The sequence below is a fragment of the Allobosea sp. GW821-FHT10B12 genome, from assembly GCF_059415545.1.
Genome location: NZ_JBWKNL010000011.1, coordinates 47,507 through 64,989 on the forward strand (window position 1 = coordinate 47,507; position 17,483 = coordinate 64,989).

The window sequence follows — 17,483 nt, forward strand, 5'->3', positions numbered from 1 at the left end:
TTTAGTCGCTGATATCACTTGGATATTTGTGGCGACCTCGGTGGCTCATGCAAGCGATGCCGAACTCGTGTAAGCACCGGGTAGGCCGTGCGCCATTCTTCTCCCCGCGCCCTTCTCCATTCTGATGGCTCCACCTGTCCAGCTGCGGGGACCGCTATCACGCATGATCTCACTGTATCGCCAACCGCAGCAGCAAGCCCGGCAACTTTTCGGGCAAGGTCTCGATCGACTTCAACTGAACGCAATTCCGGCGCCTGAAAATGCGGGGCGCGTAGGATTCGGCATCCGAATCGAGGACGATGGAGAACACATCGATGCCATCGTTGCGCAGGCCATGGACGGCCGCGCGTGCATCCTCGACGAGATAGCGGCGGTCATCGACATCGATGTCGTGCGGCTCGCCATCGGTGATGATCAGCAGAAGCCGGCGATAGCTCAGCTGCCGTTTCAGGTCCTTGCCAGCATGTCTGATCACCGCTCCCAGCCGCGTGGAATTGTGGCTTTGCAAGCCCGCCAGCCGGCCCTCCGCCGCCGCATCGTAGCGGCCCGCGAAATCCTTGATCCGCTGATAGCCGATATGGTCGCGCGTGTTTGAGGAGAATGCCGCAAGCGCGAAAGGATCGCCGAGTTCGGTCATCGCCTTCGCCAGCATGGCCACGGAAAGCCGTTCGGTCTCCAGCACCGTCTCGCTGCGACCGCTGACGCGTTCTCCGGTGGAGGCGGAGGTATCGATGAGCACGAGAATGGCGAGATCGCGGTGGCGGCGCTCATAGCGCCCGTAGAGACGATCCTCCGGCACTTGGCCGGAGCGCCGCGCGATCACCGCCTCGATCGCCGCGTCCATGTCGAGGAATTCGCCTTCCGCTTGCCGGCGAACCCGCTGCTGACGGCTGACCTTGGAAGACCGGATGATGGCGGTCAGGCGGTTGGCGAGATCGGCGCGCTGCTCGATGGCGCGGTGCAGCGCGGCGGGCGACGCCATGGAAACGGCCGGCTCGTGGACCGTGCACCAGTCCGGCCGTTCGCGCCCGGTCACATAGTCGAATTCCGGATAGCGCGCGACGGCCACGTCCTCGCTCGCCTCGACCATCGCTGCGCGGCCGCTCGAACTGTCGGAGACCGTGTCGGGCTCGGGACGGCCGTCATCGCTATCGTGTCGCTCGAGCCGGGCTCCTTCGGCGGGCGCCTGCATCTCGTAGGGCACCTCGGGATTGTCGTCTCCGAAATCCCAAAGTCCCATGCCGTCGTCGCGATAGGCAGGTTGCACGACATAGCTCTTGGCGTCGAACTGCAGCCGCATCTGGCCGATGTCATTGCCCAGCAGCCCGCCGATATGGCGGCTGAGCTGCTGGGAGCCGATGTCGACTGCGGCAGCCTCCTCGAACAGCGCCCGGCCCTTGCTCACCCAGCCATGCGGGTCCTCGTAGGACGGATCGAGCAGGGCCCGCGCCAGCCGCGCCATCAGCGTGATCGCAACCGGTGCACCTTCAGGACGCGCCACGTGGAAGCCCCGCCAGAGGGCGAACAGTCCCGGCATCTCGCACATGGCCAGCCGCTCGACCCGCGCATCCTCGATCAGCGAAACCAGGGCGAGCTGCAGCGGCTTCAGGCCCGTGGCCGGGAATTTTTTGCGGGTAAAGCAGTGATGCGCGCCGATATGGGCCAGCGTCGCGCGATGGAGCTGCTTCTGATCGCTGGCCGGAAAACCGGCATAGGATGGCGGCAGGCGGATGCCACCTCCGCCGAAGCCGGCGCGCCGGCGCATCGCTTCGGGAGCATCGCCCGGTGTTTCGGCGATCGGCGGCGAGATGGCCCAAAGCGCGCGGAGATAGGGCTTCAGCCCGGGCAGCAATTCCGGCAACGAAGCGGACGGGCTTTGTCTTTCAAGCAGTTGGCGTGCTTCCGGGCTCTGCAACGAGAAAAAGGCCAGCCGGCGCGCGTCGTCGCGGCCGAGATCGAGCCCCATGCGCGCAAAGACCGCAAGACCGGCGAAACCAAGTCTATCGAGAACCTGCGAGCCGTTCTGCAGGAAGGCGCTCAGCACCTTCGGCGCGCGCCTGGCGATGTCGTCGACCAGTTCGAGCCACGATACGAGCTCGGATGGATGACGAGCAGCCTCGGCGGCATGCAGCGCCGCGCCGACCAGCAGGCAGGCCGCCCGCCGGCCGGAGCGAATTGCGACGAACGAGACGGATTCGCCGAGCCGGATCGCCTCGGCAGGCCCCGCTCTCGCCGCGACGATCGGGCCGGCGCTGCGATAGGCGCTGGCCACGAGGTCGCCATAGCCGGCGTGGTCGATGCGCGCATGGGCCGCGCTCCAGCGCCTCTGCCATTCGGCCGGAAACGCTTGAACCGTCTCCTTTCGGCCTTCAATCGTCGTCATGGCATCAGACGCAGGCAGCGATCGCACCCGTCAACGCATCGCGCAGATCGTCATCATCGGTGATCGGGATCACGAGCGCGACCTGGCAGGCCTCCATGATCGGGACACCGGCGGCGACGAGCAGGGCGGCGTTGACGAGCATCCGTGTCGAGGCGCCTTCCTCCAGCCCGCGGCCCTTGAGGTTGCGTGAGCGCGTGCCGATGCGCACCAGCGTCTCGGCGGTGCGCTTGTCGGCGCCGGCCTCGCGCATCACGATCTCGGCCTCGCCGGCCGCTTCGGGATAGTCGAAGGGGATGGCGGCGAAGCGCTGCTTGGTCGATTCCTTGAGGTCCTTGAGAACGCTCTGGTAGCCCGGGTTGTAGGAAATCACGACCTGGAAGTCGGGATGGGCCCTCACCACCTCGTTCTTCTTCTCCAGCGGCAGGATGCGCCGGTCGTCGGTGAGCGAGTGGATCACCACGGTGGTGTCCTGCCGGGCCTCGACGATCTCGTCGAGATAGCAGATCGCACCCTGGCGCACCGCCAGCGTCAGCGGCCCGTCATGCCAGACCGTGCCCTCGGCATCGAGCAGATAGCGCCCGACGAGGTCCGAGGCGGTCATGTCCTCATGGCACGACACGGTGATCAGCGGCCGGCCGAGGCGCCAGGCCATGTGCTCGACGAAGCGGGTCTTGCCGCAGCCGGTCGGCCCTTTCAGCATCACCGGCATCCGGCTGCGATAGGCAGCCTCGAACAGTCCGACTTCGCCTCCGACCGAGCGGTAGAAAGGTTCCTTGGCGATGCGGTAGGCGTCCAGATTCGTCACGTCGTCAGGCCCTTGATGGTCGCGCGGCGGCTGTCACGCACCGCCGCGCGCGCTGCGTCAGGATGCGAGGAGTTCCTTGAGTTTGTCGTCGAGGAACTTGATGTCGACCGGATTGGTGCCCGGGCCGCCGGCGAAATGCCCCCAGATCGAAGGAATCGGGACGAAGCGCGCATTCGGCATGTTGTCGACCTCGTTGCGGCTGTCTTCCGGCGGGAAGTAAAGATCCGTCTGACCGGGCATGACGTAGGTCTTTGCCTTGATCGCGCCGAGCGCGGCCTTGTAGTCGCCGTTGTAGAGTGCGTTGGCCGAGATATCGCCATTCTGCCAGGTCCAGAGCATGGCCAGCAGATTGTTGGGATCCCGGTCGAGGAAAAAGCCTTCCCAGAAGGCGACCAGGAAGTCCTCGAGCGAACTGTATCCCAGCGTCTTGATGTCCAGCTCCTCGCGATAGAAGGCCTGCGAAAAGCCCCAGCCGGCATAAACCCGGGCCGCGGCGCGCAGGCCCTTTTGCGGCTTGTCGGCATACCAGCCGTCGCGGAAGGCATCGTCCGCGGTCAGCGCCGCCTTCACCCCTTCGAGGAAGACGAAGTTGTGGCGGGAGCATTTCGCCGAGCCGCAGAACGGCGCGAGCAGATCCATCATGTCGGGATAGAGCGCGCCCCAATGGAAGGTCTGCAGCCCGCCCATCGACCAGCCGGTGACGAGCCGCAAATGCTTGATGCCGAAATGCTCGGTCACCAGCCGGTGCTGCGCGCGGACGTTGTCGTAGGCCGTCACCCTCGGAAAGCGGGCGGCGTTATAGGGCTCGGGCGTGTTGCTCGGCGACGAGGACAGCCCGTTGCCGAACATGTTGGGGATGATGATGAAGTACTTGTCGGGATCGAGCGCCATGCCGCGCCCGACCAGCCATTCATTGTCGTAGTGCTGACCGGAATACCAGGTCGGATAGACGATGGCGTTGTCCTTGGCCGCGTTGAGCGTGCCAAAGGTCTTGTAGGCCAGCCTGGCATTGCGCAGCGTCGCACCGCGCTGAAGGGCAAGATCGCCCAGTTCGAAGATCTCGTAGTCGGTCGTCATCGCGATAGTCTCTCAAATGGGGATGTCGATGGAGCCGGCCTGGTCAGGCCGGAGCACGGTCCGCAGCTCGCCCCGCCGCCGAATAGGTCAGGACCAGATGGGCGATGGCGGCGACGACGCCGGCGCTGATCGCCGTCGAAAGCTGCGGCGCGTAGAACTCGACGATGAAGCCCACCGCGGCGCCGATCGCCCAGGAGACGAACGGCAACGTGCGCCATTCCCTCTGCGCAGCCGAGCCGTGCTTCAATACATAAGCCTCAACCAGCAGGATCATGCCGATCGGCGGCACGATGATCCCGAGCAGCGACAGCCACTGGATGAAGAAGGCCCAGACATTGCCGGCTGCGATGGCGATGCCGACGAGGCCGAGGATAACGGCCATCAGGCGCATCTTCGAGCGCAGGATGCGCGACCAGCCGGTCGCCGCATTGTAGAGGCAGTGCGAGCAGACCGAGCCGAGATTGATGTAGAGGAACAGGAAGGCGAGGACGCCGAGCCAGCCGATCTGCAGCTTGTTCATGTAGCCGAACATGTTGTCGGCGCCGAACGGATTGGCGTTCGGCACGGCGAGCGCGGCCGTCATGATGCCGCCGACGAGCATGGCGACGAGGTTCGAGACCGGAAAGGCCGAGAAAGTCGCGATCAGCGAATGGGTGCCGGTCTTCGCCCATCTGTTGAAGTCGGCGGTCACGGTGCCGGCGTCGATGAAGAGCGCGATCACGACGGTCAGCCCGACGCCCATCGACATCGTCGCCACGCCGTTGTTGCCGGCATAGTTCCAGATCGCCTCGAAGCTGGTCGTGCCGGCCGAATGCACGACGACGAAGAGGCCGAGCACGAAGAACAGCGGGACAGAGACCAGGCCGATCAGATGCAGGCCGCGCACGCCGACGAAGGTGATACCGATATAGAGCAGCCCCGCGACGACGGTCATCGCGACATAGTTCAGCCCGTAGGTACTGGAGACGAGCGCGCCGGTGATACCGGTCTGGACCGCGAACCAGCCGAGCAGCAGGGTCGAAAGCAGACCGGAGGCGAGCGCATAGCCCTTCGTGCCGAAGACGCGCGACGCGATGAGCGCGAAATTCATGCCGCTGCGTGTCGCCGACAGGCCGAGCGCGCCGACATAGGCGAGCATGATCAGGTTGCCGACGATCATGGCGACGAGCGCACGGGAGAAGCCCATGCCCAGAACCAGCAGCGAACCGGTCATGGCTCCGGTGATGATCATCGGGAACCCGGCCCAGACCATCACCATCGAGAACAGGCTGCGCCGGGCCGCCAGCGGCACCGGCCCGTGCTCGTATTCGTCGCCGAGCACGTGATCGGCGTCGGCCGGCGCTGCCGCGCCCGAACCTGCGGAATGTATGGACACCGCGTTTCCCCCCATTTTCGTTGTCGAATGCTTGATCGCCCCGCCCGGCGCCGATGCGCCGGGCGGGGGCTTGGTTCAGCTCAGCGATGGGCAGACTTGTTCGGAATGCCGTCCATCGGGCACTCGTCGGTGCCCACGGTCGTGCGGGTCATCGCCTCGACCATCTCGCGCGTGCCCTCGGGATCGTTGATCCACTTGGCGTAGAAGTTGTAAGGGCACGCGGCCGTGCCCTTGTCGCCGTCACCGGAGTTGATCATCCCGGTGTAGCCGCGGTGCAGCAGCTTGAAGAGATGGTTCTGAGACTGGCCGTTCTTGCGGGCATCGCGGATCGCCGACACCGAGAGCTGGGCGTATTGGATGCCGTTCTCTTCGGTGCCGCACTCGCCGAGCGTGCGGCCATCGAAGCCGACGATCGCCGAATGGCCGAAGTAGGAATAGACGCCGTCGAAGCCCGAAGCGTTCGCAACCGCGACATAGACGTTGTTCGCCCAGGCCATCGACTTCGAGATCTGCACCTGCTGTTCCTTGGCCGGGTACATGTAGCCCTGGCAGCGGATGATCAGCTCGGCGCCGCGCATGGCGCAGTCGCGCCAGATCTCGGGGTAGTTGCCGTCATCACAGATGATCAGGCTGATCTTCAGGCCCTTCGGCCCGTCCGAGACATAGGTGCAGTCGCCAGGATACCAGCCCTCGATCGGGACCCAGGGCATGATCTTGCGATATCTCTGGACGATCTCGCCCTTGTTGTTCATCAGGATGAGCGTGTTGTAGGGCGCCTTGTTGGGATGCTCCTCATGGCGCTCGCCGGTCAGCGAGAACACGCCCCAGACATTCGCCTTCCTGCAGGCGGCGGCGAAAATCTCCGTCTCCTCTCCCGGAATCTGCGAGGCGGTCTCATACATCTCCTTGGAATCGTACATGATTCCGTGCGTCGAATATTCCGGGAAGATCACCAGATCCATGCCCGGCAGGCCGACTTTCATGCCCTCGATCACCGCGGCGATATTGCGCGCGTTGGCGAGCACCTCCTGCTTGGTATGCAGGCGCGGCATCTTGTAGTTCACGACGGCGACGCCGACGGTGTCCCTGCTGCTCGTAATATCGCCGTGATACATGGTCTGGCCTCCTTGGTTTGCCCGTCTCAGACGACGAGGTAGCGATGGATGAGATCTTCGGAGAGCGCTTCGATGCGGTCGCTGACCGCGACGCTGCCCCGGTTGAGCATCGCGAAACGGTGCGATGCGCGACGCGCGAAGGTGATGTTCTGCTCGACGAGGATGATCGACAGGCCGCGCTTGCGGTTGAGGTCGATCAGGATGTCCTCGATCTGCTCGACGATGTTGGGCTGGATACCCTCGGTCGGCTCGTCGAGCAGCAGGATCTTGGGCTGGGACAACAGCGCGCGGGCGATGGCGAGCTGCTGCTGCTGGCCGCCGGACAAGTTGCCGCCACGCCGGCTAAGGAAATCCCGCAGGATCGGGAAGAGCTCGAAGACGTAGTCCTGGATGCGCCGTTCCGAGGTCTCGGCGGCGTAGGTTCCCAGCAGCAGGTTCTCGCGCACGGTGAAGTCGGGCAGGATGCCCCGACCTTGCGGCACATATCCCAGCCCGGCCTTGGCCCGGCGATGCGTCGGCAGCTCGCCGATCTCGCTGCCATCGAGCCGGATCGAGCCCGAGGTCTTTGACATCAGGCCGAGGATCGTGCGCAGCAGCGTCGTCTTGCCGACACCATTGCGCCCGAGCACGCTGACGAATTCGCCCTTGCCGACGCTCAGCGACACCGATTGCAGGGCGCGGCTGCGGCCGTAGAAGCCATCGACATTGCTGAGCTCAAGCATGGCCGATGCCTCCCGAGCCGAGATAGGCCTCGCGGACCTGGGGATCGTCCGAGACTTCGTCGGCCGTGCCCTGCGCCAGCAGCCTGCCCTGGTGCATCACCGAGATCGTCTCGGCGATGTCGCGCACGAAGCCCATGTCGTGCTCGACCACGATCAGCGTGTGCTTGCCGCGCAGCGCGTTGAAGAGCTGCGCCGTCTTCTCGGTTTCATGGGCGGTCATGCCCGCGGTCGGCTCGTCCATCAGGATGAGCGGTGGGTCCTGTGCCAGGATCAGCGCGATCTCGAGCCATTGCGTCTGGCCGTGCGAGAGCTGGGCCGCCTGCTTGTCGAGCTCGTCCGAGAGTCCGACGAGCTCGGCCAGCCGTTCGAGGCGTTCGCGATCGGCCGCACCGCCGAATTTGCCGAGATTGCGCAGGACGCCGTATTGGCGCGAGCTGCCGATCTCGAGATTGTCCCGCACGCTGAGCTCGCGGAAGACACTCGGCACCTGGAACTTGCGGCCGATGCCGGTCCGGGCGATCTCGAATTCGCTGAGCTGGTGGATCTCCTTGCCGTCGAAGACGATCGCGCCGGAGGAGATCCGCGAACGACCGCAGATCAGATCGAGCGTCGTGGTCTTGCCGGCGCCGTTTGGGCCGATCAGGCAGCGCAGCTCACCCCGATTGACCGTGAGGTCGAGGCCGTCCACGGCGACGAAGCCGCCGAAGGATACCTTGACGTTGCGCAGAGAAAGCTGCGCCTCCGCCGCGCCGGTCATGCCGCCCTCCCTGCCGGAGCGCCGGCGGCATCGACGGGGCGGGACTGCTGCGCCGCGGCTTTCTGGGGTATGTCGCGACGGCGCAGGCCGGAGACGATGCCGGCCAGTCCGCGCGGCATGAACAGCACGATCAGGACGAACAAGCCGCCCATCACCAGCGTCCAGGTGCTGAGGAAGGTCTCGGACTCCGACAAGCTTCCCTGCACCCCGGTCACCAGCAGCGCGCCGAGCATGGCGCCGAGCAAGCTCTGGCGGCCGCCGACCGCAACCCAGATGACGATGGACAGGCTGAGCGGCACGCCGAGGAAGGTCGGCGAGGCGAACTCCATCACGATCGTGTAGAGCATGCCAGCCAGGCCTGCGATTCCGGCGGAGGCTGCGAAAACGAAGGTCTTGTAGCGGGCGACGTCGTAGCCGAAGAAGCGGACGCGCTCCTCCTGATCGCGGATCGCCTGCAGGATCAGCCCGGTCTTCGAGCGTGTCAGCGCGAGCGCGGCGAAGAGCGCCAGCGTCAGGCTGCCCGCGACCAGGAAATAGGTCGAGCGCGCATAGGCGTCGAAAGTGATCCCCAGCACCTCGAAACGGGCGAGGTCGGTGATGCCGTTGAAGCCGCCGGTATAGCTCTGCTGGTCGATGATGATCAGGTTGACCACGACCATCGCGGCCAGCGTGATGATCGCCGAATAGACGCCGGCGACGCGCCCTCCGAACATGAACCAGCCGAGCAGCGCGGCGAAGGCGGCGGGAACGAGGATGCCGGCCGCGACGGCGAAGGGCAGCGACTGGAATGGCCACCAGAGCCAGGGCAGCGCGGTGACGTTGTTCCAGACCATGAAGTCCGGCAGACCCTCGGCGCCGGTATGGATCGGCACGGTCTTCAGCTTCAGCGCCATGGCCATGCAATAGGAGCCGATGCCGAAGGTCGTCGCCTGGCCGAGATTGAGGATGCCGGCATAGCCCCAGGACAGGCTCAGCGCGACGGCAAGCATGCCGAAGATCAGGTAGCGCGCGAATTTGTTGAGCAGGAAGGCGTCGTCGATGAAGGCCGGGATCAGGAGGAGCGCCAGGCAAACGGCCCCGTAGATCGACAGCTGCAGGATTGGTTTGTTGGACATTGGTAGGTTTCGTCTCATGAAGGTGTTAGGCGCGGATGCGGGGCGTGAAGAGCCCCTGCGGCCGGAAGCGGATGATGACGACGACCGCGGCGAGCACGAGCGCCTTGGCGATGGTGTCGTTGCTGAGATAGGCGAGCGCGCCGGTTAGCTCTCCGAGCAGGCCGGAGCTGACGACCGTGCCGAACAGGCTCTGGACGCCACCGACGACGACGACCATGAAGGCGTCGACGACATAGCCCGTGCCCATCTCCGGCGAGACGCTCTTGAGCGGCGAGATCAGCGCCCCGGCCAGCCCGGCGATGCCGGCGCCGTAAGCGAAGGTCAGCTGATAGGCGCGGCCGGCATTGATGCCGAAGCTCGAGGCGATCTGGCGGTTCTGGGTGATCGCCCGCAACTGCAGGCCGATCGAGGTATGGCGGTAAACGTACCAGGTCAGGGCGAACAGCCCGAGTGCGACCGCCAGCACGAACAGGCGATAGGCGGAATCGGTGGCGCCGAGAATGTTGACGCTACCCGAAAGCGCCGCCGGCATCTGGACATAGCGCAGTTCGCCGCCCGCCAGCAGGCGCACGATCTGCTGGGCCATGACGCCGAGCCCCCAGGTCGCGAGGATGGTATCGAGCGGCCGGTCATAGAGATGCCGGATGACCAGATATTCGATGGCGAGGCCCAGCAGCGCCACCGCGACGAAGATCGGGATCAGGCTCGGCAGCAGCCCCCAGCCGAGCTGGGTCTGCAACAGCCAGGCGCAATAAGCTCCGAGCATCACGAACTCGCCATGGGCGAGATTGATGACGCCGGTGACGCCATAGATGATGGCAAGACCGAGCGCGACGAGCAGCAGGATCGACGACAGGCTGAGCCCGGTCAGCAATTGAGAAACGACGAAATCCATAACGAACCTGTCCGGAGGCGTGCAGGGCGGCCGCGTGGCGCGGCCGCCGGCGAAATCGAAAGATCAGATTTCCTTCAGCCCTTCGGCCGTGCACTTCTGGTTCGGATAGGCGCTGTAGGGGTTCGGCTCGAGCCAGTTCGCCGATTGCTTCAGGATCTTGAACTGCCCGTCCGACTGGCACTGGCCGATCTTGGGATGCAGCCAGCAATGCAGGTTTTCGGGCTCGACCTTGACCAACCCCTGGGGCGCCTGGAACTGCTCGCCCTTCAGGGCCTCGCGGATGGTGAGCGGGTTGATGTCGCCCGCCTTCAGCTTCGCCACCGCCTGCTTGAACAGATAGATCTGGAAATAGGCCGATTCCGACACGAAATGCGTGACCTTGTCGGCGCCCCAACGCTTTCGGTAGGCCTCGACGAACCGCTTGTTCTCGGGTGACTCGTGCACCATGAAATAAGGAGCCGAGGTGAAGTGGCCGGCGGCCGCATCACCGCCCATCGCCGCGACCTCGTTTTCCGAAGTGGTCAGGCTCGCCATCGGCATCGTCGCCGGGTCGAGGCCGGCGGCGCGGTACTGCCGGTGCAGCGCCACGACCGAATCCCCGACCACGGTAGAGAAGATCACGTTCGGCTTCTCGGAGCGGAACTTATTGATCACCGATGAGAATTCGGAATGTCCGAGCGGAACGTATTCCTCGGCGATCACCTCGGCGCCGAGGCTCTTCAATTGCTTCTTGCAGTAGTTGTTCTCTTCCTTCGGGTAGATGTAGTTCGAGCCGATCATGTACCAGCGCTTGCCGAACTTCTCGACCAGCCAGGGCACGAAGTCGTCCTGCTGCTGATTGGGGACGGCGCCGGTATAGATGACGTTCTTCGAGCACTCGCGGCCCTCATAGAGCGTCGGGTAGAAAAACAGGTTTGCCTGCCTCTCGAAGACCGGCAGGACCGCCTTGCGGCTGGCCGAGGTATAGGACCCGAACACCGACACGCATTTGTCGCTGAGCACGAGCTTGCGGGCCTTCTCTGCGAAGGTCGCGGGATCGGACGCCGGATCCTCGACGACGGGCACGATCTTCATGCCGTTGATGCCGCCGGCGGCGTTGATCTCCTCGATCGCCATGATCGTCGCCTTGTTCAGCGACTCCTCGATGATGGCGGTGGTGCCGGTGAGAGAGAAGAGGACGCCGACCTTGATCTGCCCGCTCTGGGCATAGGCCAGCGAAGCGTTCTTCGACCAGATATGCGGAAACCCTGCGGCGGTGAAAGCACCCGCCGCGGCAGCGTGTTTGATGAATGTGCGCCTGTCGTTTTTCACCCTCTTCCCCTTTTTTCTTGCAAAAGAAAAAGCCCCGAGCGGCGCCGTCCGGAGGGACGGAGTCGTTCGGGGCTTCTTCGCCTCGGAATGTGGACTGCGGCAGCTTCGCCGCGCAAACGCGTATCGAACTGGGCCTAGAAAACAAAAAACCCCACGCTTCGCTTCCGCGACTGCGTGGGGGCATCATGACCCGCTATGTGCCGACGGCGTCCTTGCCGTCTTGAAACTATAGCAACGCTAACTAAGCAAATCATGCGAGTCAATCACGGCCGTGGCGACTGCCGCGATAGTGACGCGCTTTTCCATGGCCTGCTTGCGCAGGAAGTTATAGGCCTCGTCCTCGGTCAGGTTCTTGAGCCGGATCAACAGCACCTTGGCGCGCTCGACAACCCGCATCGTGCGCAGATTCTCGTCGAGCTTCTCGATCCGGCCGCGCAAGCGCCGCTCGTACTGAAAATGCTCGCGCGCCAGCATCAGCACCGACTGGATCACCCGCGACGAGGCCGGATAATGCAGCAGGCCGTGCGCGGCGCAGTTGTGGATGAGCTTGAGGTTCAGCGGCGCCTTGCCGTCATCGACCAGGATCAGCGCCGAGGAAGGCTCCCCCGGAACCCAGGGGATGCGCTGCGGCAGATCCGCAGACAGCGCACAGAAGATGGCGTCGTATTGCAACGGAATCTGCGACGGCAGCGGCCAGATATGCCGCACCGTGACGCGCTGGCGTTGCAGTTCGCGGATCAGGAACTCGCCATGGTCGTCGCGCTCGACCATCACGGCGATATTGAGTTCCGGTTCGACGGAACCCTGCCGCGCCGGTCGTTCGGAAACGGCGGCGCGGGGCTCGGCGGGATGCGGCCCGCCAGCGCGTTCGTATGCGTAGCCTGACATCGCCATGAAGCTGGTCGCCTCTTTCCCGTCGCGGCCGGTGGCCATTCCAATATGTTCAGCAGAGCTCGAGCGTGCGGCCCTGTCCCATCAGATAGGGGTCGGACTTCACGCTCGTGGCGGACTGGAAGACGATATCGAACTGCCCGTTGCGGTTGGCGCGTCCGATCCGTGTCCAGACATCGGCGTGCCCCCAGACCGGGTTGATCGAGACGCAGCCCTGCGGCGCGTCGAATTCGGCACCCATGACCCAGGAACGCAAGCAGCGCGTATCCAGCGAGTTCGTCGCTTCCAGTGACTTCGCGAAGACATTGACCTGGAAGTAGGACGATTCCAGGCACATGTTCGTCGGCTCGTCGTCGCCGTAGCGCTTGTGATAGCGGGCGACGAAATCCGAATTGCGCTCGTTCTCGACACATTGGAAATAAGCCGCGGCGGTGTAGTGGCCCTCGCCGACATCGTGGCCCATCGCCCGGATCTCGGCCTCGGTGGTGGTCAGGCTGGCAATCGGGACTGTCTTCGGATTCAGGCCGAGGTCGTGATAGGCCTGATAGAGGAAGGTGGTGGACTCGCCGACGACGGTCGAGAAGATGACGTCGGGCTGGGCGCGCTTGATCTCGCGCAGCAGGGGCACGAACTCGCTGCGGTCCGCTTCCAGCCGCAAATACTGCTCGCCGACGACCGTGCCGCCATTGCTGCGGACGAGATCGCGCATCACCCGGTTGGACTCGCGCGGATAGATGTAGTCGGAGCCAATGAAGAAGAAGCGGGTGCCGAATTGCTGCATCAGCGCCCGGCAGAGCTGTACGGAATTCTGGTTCGGCGTCGCGCCCGTATAGATGACGTTGGGCGAAAACTCGAAACCCTCGTAAAGCGTCGGATACCAGAGCAAGCCGTCGAGCCGCTCGACCACGGGCAGGACGGCCTTGCGACTCGAAGAGGTATAGCAGCCGAAAATCGTGCTGACCCCGTCCTCGACCATCAGTCGCTTGGCATATTGCCCATAGGAACGGGCATCCGAGCCCGGATCGTAGATCACCGGCTCGATCGGCCGACCGTGAATACCGCCGCGATCGTTGATCTCGTCGATCGCGATCAAGGTTCCGCGCAGCTGCGTCTCTTCGATGACCGACATGAAGCCGGTCCGCGAAAACAGCACGCCCACACGCCACGGAGCGGATGTCCGCTCCGCGCAACGAACCGCTTTTTTCATCGATTCTTTTCTCCTCCCGCGTCCCTCAACGCGTTGGGCGGCGTCTCGTTTTTTGCGCTCGCCCTGAGTAATCCCTGCTCAGGCAACCCCTTCCGGCCGTCTCTCCGCCAAACAAAAATGCCCCCACGACCGGGGTCGAGCCCGATCGATGGAGGCAGCATCGCCTGTTATGTTTCCGCAGCCTCGTCGCTGCGCCTGTAACGCTAACGGCATGAATGCTAGTTTCAGAATGCCGGGTGTGTCAACGAGATGAGAGCTTGGCTGCGCCAGATCGTCGAAGAGATACCCGACTGGCCGCTCACAGAGGCGATCGGCTCAAGTCGGCGGTGCCAGCGCATAGGCCTGAAACACCGCCCCATAGAAGCAGCCGGACGCCACAAGCACGAAAGCGTGCCAGATCGCATTCTGGAATGGCAGGCTTTCCCAGACGTGGAAAACGACGCCTATCGAATAAAGGAGGCCGCCTGCGAGAATGAACCATAAGGTGGTCGCTGGTAGAAGCGCGACGCTGTCCCAGATTGAAAGACCGCTCCACCCGATCAGGAGATACAGCGCAATCGAAAGCCGATCGAGCTTGCCCGGCAAAACCACCTTGAGTCCGATACCGGCGGCGGCCGCGAGCCATACGATCGCCAGAAGAGCCTGAGCGAAAATGCTCCCGCTCAGCTTCATCAGAAATGGGGTGTAGGTCCCGGCGATGAGGACGTAGATCGCGGAATGGTCGAAGCGCCTGAGAAACCATTTGCGCGGCGAGACTGGCCACATGTTGTAAGTGGCCGAGACGATGAGAGTTGCGAGGAGAGCCGCGCCATAGATCGAAACGGGGATCAGATCGAACAGCGGAGCGCTGTTCGCGACTTGAACGATCAGTGCCGCGACAGCAACCAGCCCTAAGACAACGCCGAGCACATGGATCACGCCATCGGCCCAAAGTTCGGCGCGCCTGAAGACGAAGCGTCCAATGACGGGGGCGTTCACAAAAGTTCCTAACACGCTTGAGTTGGTTCGGCAGGTACGCGGTACCGGTGTCATCTCAGTGTCGTTGCCTGGGCGGCGGCATGATGGTGCCTGCGAGCTCTCCAGTTGGCCAGTCGGGATTGCCGACTTGGGTGGAAAGCAGCGATCGAATAGCACAGCCTCGTCGGCGAGCTTCCCCCGAAACAGTCGTGGAGACAGCCGATGCGCCGCTCGCTTGCGCAGTTAACAACACTTTTGGGACTTGCAGCCCTGCACCCTGCAGATGCCGTTCTTCGGGCGGGCGATCGGCGATGATGCTCCGGCCCCGGCTCAGCCGTCGAGGAAGGTGGCGATCTCCGGCGAGGTCCGCAACGTCGCCAGCTCCTCCGACGTCGGCAGCGCCGGGCGGTCGCGGCTCGCGTCGACCAGACAGAGGAAACCGAGTGGCTCGTCGGGTGCGGCCCGGAACTGGTGCCAGGTCCAGCCGGGGATGGTGACGAGGTCGAACGGGCCGATCTCGCTCACTTCAGAGCCGACGAGGCAGCGTCCATGGCCGCGCACGATCATGACGCCGTGGACATGGCCATGGCGCTCCAGCGTGGTGTGGCCGCCCGGGGCGACCTCGAAATAGCGCAGTTCGCCGGCGAGGTCGGGCCGCGAGAACAGGATCTGGCGCGAGACATCGCGGAACGGCGCATCGCCATCCTGCTTGTAGGCGAGGCGTTCGACACCTTGCCAGGCAAAATCGCTCTGATGGCGGCGCAGGAGCGCATCGTCCTTCGTGGCGTCAGACATGAGATTCCGCCCGGGCTTCTGCCTGCGAATGGTGGTGGACCTTGGCGACGAACTCGGCCGTGGCCTCGCTCAGCCTGTCGCCTTCGGCGAGCAGGTTGCCACCGATCAGTAGCATGACATCGCGGCCATAGAAGTCGAGCATCTCCGGCACACGCGCTACGCTCATCCCGCCGGCCGGCACCGGGGCTGCTGCTGCGAGCCCGGGCTCGGGCGCGAGCGCGGCCTCGGCGATGCGCCGGCAGGTCTGCGCGGAATAGCCGAAGCGGCCGCCATGATTGGGGAAGATCACCGCGTCGACGCCGACGAGCCGCCAGAGCTTCGTCAGGCAGGCCGGGTCGATCCGCGCTGCGCCCGCCAGACTCGGATGGGCGAGGAAGGCGATATCGGGATAATCGCGCCTGAGCTGCTGGACATTGGAAAGACCGAGGATCGCCGGCGCCACCATCGCCGTGTCGAGGCCTTCCTGGGCGATGATGCGCAATTGCTCACGCACGGCGTCGAGGCTGCCGGAGAGGCTAGGGACATAGCGGGTCGGATGGCCGGTCCGCGTAGTGGCGCGGCGCACCGCGGCGGCACAGGCCGAAACGCGCTGCGCGAACGGGCTGTAGGCTTGCGCTGCCAAGCCATGATCGTCCTTGACGTAGTCGATGTCGCCAAGCGCGAAGGCCTCGGCCAGCCGCGCCAGCTCCTCCGGCGGCAGCCCTTGCGGCTTCAGGGCTGAGCAAGTCAGGGCTCGCCCTGCCGCATTGACGCGGCGGCGCAGGCCGTCGAGCCCGATCTGCGGGCCATCGCCGAAAGCGGCACGCAGCTCGGGCGGCAAGGCGAAGTCGGCGAGCGTCAGGTCATCGTGGAGCGAGGAGTTGCCGAACAGCATGTTGAGGAGCTGGCCGGCATCGTCGCCCACCGTGGCGGCAGAGAGCAGGATGCGGATCGCATGCACCCCGTTGCCCATGGGCTCGACCGCGACGACGCGGCCGAGGATCTCGCCGAGCACATAGGGATCGTCGACGGCCTCGGGCGGCATCTCGATGCTCTGCTCGACGGCGATCGCCCTGGCACGCGCCTGGGCATCCTCGGGCGAGCCGCGCAGGTGATAGGTGACTTCGATCCAGCTCATCGTCGATCCCGCCGTGGCGGGGCTCCGCCATTCCGTTTCACACCACCATTATAGCGCCGCCGGCGCGGAGGCACCTCAGCGCAGCGCGAAGCCGAGTGCAGCCAGCGCATCGCGCATGCGGTCGCGTCCGCTCAGGGATTGCGGCCCGGCGACCCGGGCGAGCGCCTGCCGCGACCATGGGATCTGCGGGGTTCGCTGCTCGCTCTGGAAGCCTTGGATCGCCGCGTCATAGGCCGCGACCGGTTCCGGCGCATAGCCGGCACCATATTGTTCGCGGTGGAGGACAAGCGCGGGCGAGAGGCGCGGCTTGATGCCGGTGACGACTTCGGGGGCGGGGTAGCCGACGCACAGGCCGAAGACGGGAAGCACCTTCGGTGGCAGGCCGAGCTCGCGCGCGACCCGCTCGGGATCGTTGCGCAGCGCGCCGATATAGACCGTACCGAGGCCGAGGCTCTCTGCAGCCAGCACGGCATTCTGTGCGGCGAGCGCTACGTCGATGATCGCGACGAACAGGGTCTCGAGATAGTCGAGAGCCTCGACCGCATGCTCACGAGCGGCCCCGAGCTCGCCCAGCCGGCTCAGATCGGCGAGGAAGACCAGCAGGGTCGGGGCCTGCAGGATGTGCTTCTGGTTGCCGGTGACCTCGGCAAGCCGCGCCTTGCGGGCGGGATCGGAGACGGCGACCACGCTCCAGGTCTGCAGGTTGGACGAGCTGGCGGCAGATTGTGCGGCGGCGACCAAGGTCTCGATCGTGCCTTCGGCCAGCGGGTCGGGCTTGTAGGAGCGCACCGAGCGATGCGCCAGAATCTGGCCGATGACTTCGTTCCAATGCGCAGGCTCTAGCTGGCTCTCGGCGCGATAGCGCGCCCGCAACAAGGCCCTCGGATCGTCTCCAGCGGAGGCCTCGGAGATTGCCGAGGGAGGAGCATCGGCGAAATGCAGGGCAGCGGTCATCGATGGA

Annotated in this window: 16 protein-coding genes; all 16 read right to left on the reverse strand. The window is 64.7% G+C overall.

Translation table 11 applies throughout. From position 1 onward, the window contains the following. Nucleotides 1-169: 169 nt before the first annotated feature. The gene (locus AC07O0_RS26590; RefSeq protein WP_494627271.1) at nucleotides 170-2,383 is read right to left on the reverse strand and encodes a VWA domain-containing protein; all 2,214 of its coding nucleotides are present in this window, start codon (nucleotides 2,381-2,383) and stop codon (nucleotides 170-172) included. Between the two features lie 4 nt (nucleotides 2,384-2,387). Beyond that, on the reverse strand, nucleotides 2,388-3,188 hold the full coding sequence (locus AC07O0_RS26595; RefSeq protein WP_494627272.1) for a CbbQ/NirQ/NorQ/GpvN family protein: 801 nt from the start codon (nucleotides 3,186-3,188) through the stop codon (nucleotides 2,388-2,390). A gap of 57 nt (nucleotides 3,189-3,245) precedes the next feature. Beyond that, the gene (locus tag AC07O0_RS26600; RefSeq protein ID WP_494627274.1) at nucleotides 3,246-4,265 is read right to left on the reverse strand and encodes an alpha/beta fold hydrolase; all 1,020 of its coding nucleotides are present in this window, start codon (nucleotides 4,263-4,265) and stop codon (nucleotides 3,246-3,248) included. Nucleotides 4,266-4,308: 43 nt separating this feature from the next. Next, nucleotides 4,309-5,640: a purine-cytosine permease family protein gene (locus tag AC07O0_RS26605; RefSeq protein ID WP_494627276.1), complete on the reverse strand. Its 1,332-nt coding sequence runs from the start codon at nucleotides 5,638-5,640 to the stop codon at nucleotides 4,309-4,311. 80 nt (nucleotides 5,641-5,720) lie between these two features. Then, entirely contained in the window at nucleotides 5,721-6,755 is a 1,035-nt protein-coding gene (locus AC07O0_RS26610; RefSeq protein WP_494627278.1) for an aliphatic amidase, read from the reverse strand. Nucleotides 6,756-6,781: 26 nt separating this feature from the next. Then, entirely contained in the window at nucleotides 6,782-7,477 is a 696-nt protein-coding gene (urtE, locus tag AC07O0_RS26615; RefSeq protein ID WP_494627280.1) for an urea ABC transporter ATP-binding subunit UrtE, read from the reverse strand. Next, on the reverse strand, nucleotides 7,470-8,234 hold the full coding sequence (gene urtD / locus AC07O0_RS26620; RefSeq protein WP_494627282.1) for an urea ABC transporter ATP-binding protein UrtD: 765 nt from the start codon (nucleotides 8,232-8,234) through the stop codon (nucleotides 7,470-7,472). The genes urtE and urtD overlap by 8 nt, the downstream gene beginning before the upstream one ends. Continuing rightward, nucleotides 8,231-9,349, reverse strand: a complete 1,119-nt coding sequence (urtC, locus tag AC07O0_RS26625) for an urea ABC transporter permease subunit UrtC (protein WP_494627283.1) — start codon at nucleotides 9,347-9,349, stop codon at nucleotides 8,231-8,233. The genes urtD and urtC overlap by 4 nt, the downstream gene beginning before the upstream one ends. A 25-nt stretch (nucleotides 9,350-9,374) precedes the next feature. After that, the gene (urtB, locus tag AC07O0_RS26630; RefSeq protein ID WP_494627285.1) at nucleotides 9,375-10,244 is read right to left on the reverse strand and encodes an urea ABC transporter permease subunit UrtB; all 870 of its coding nucleotides are present in this window, start codon (nucleotides 10,242-10,244) and stop codon (nucleotides 9,375-9,377) included. A gap of 63 nt (nucleotides 10,245-10,307) precedes the next feature. Next, entirely contained in the window at nucleotides 10,308-11,555 is a 1,248-nt protein-coding gene (locus tag AC07O0_RS26635; RefSeq protein ID WP_494627287.1) for a transporter substrate-binding domain-containing protein, read from the reverse strand. Between the two features lie 237 nt (nucleotides 11,556-11,792). Beyond that, on the reverse strand, nucleotides 11,793-12,488 hold the full coding sequence (locus AC07O0_RS26640) for an ANTAR domain-containing response regulator (protein WP_494627288.1): 696 nt from the start codon (nucleotides 12,486-12,488) through the stop codon (nucleotides 11,793-11,795). 10 nt (nucleotides 12,489-12,498) lie between these two features. Continuing rightward, complete coding sequence (locus AC07O0_RS26645; protein WP_494627289.1) at nucleotides 12,499-13,653, reverse strand: transporter substrate-binding domain-containing protein; 1,155 nt, start codon at nucleotides 13,651-13,653, stop codon at nucleotides 12,499-12,501. A gap of 315 nt (nucleotides 13,654-13,968) precedes the next feature. Then, a complete protein-coding gene (gene trhA / locus AC07O0_RS26650; protein ID WP_494627291.1) occupies nucleotides 13,969-14,631 on the reverse strand; it encodes a PAQR family membrane homeostasis protein TrhA in 663 nt (220 codons plus the stop codon). A gap of 309 nt (nucleotides 14,632-14,940) precedes the next feature. Then, complete coding sequence (locus tag AC07O0_RS26655) at nucleotides 14,941-15,405, reverse strand: cupin domain-containing protein (protein ID WP_494627292.1); 465 nt, start codon at nucleotides 15,403-15,405, stop codon at nucleotides 14,941-14,943. Continuing rightward, on the reverse strand, nucleotides 15,398-16,522 hold the full coding sequence (locus AC07O0_RS26660) for a RuBisCO large subunit C-terminal-like domain-containing protein (protein WP_494627294.1): 1,125 nt from the start codon (nucleotides 16,520-16,522) through the stop codon (nucleotides 15,398-15,400). Before AC07O0_RS26660 ends, AC07O0_RS26655 begins: the two co-directional genes overlap by 8 nt. Nucleotides 16,523-16,597: 75 nt before the next feature. Next, nucleotides 16,598-17,476: an NADPH-dependent oxidoreductase gene (locus AC07O0_RS26665; RefSeq protein ID WP_494627296.1), complete on the reverse strand. Its 879-nt coding sequence runs from the start codon at nucleotides 17,474-17,476 to the stop codon at nucleotides 16,598-16,600. Between the last annotated feature and the right edge of the window lie 7 nt (nucleotides 17,477-17,483).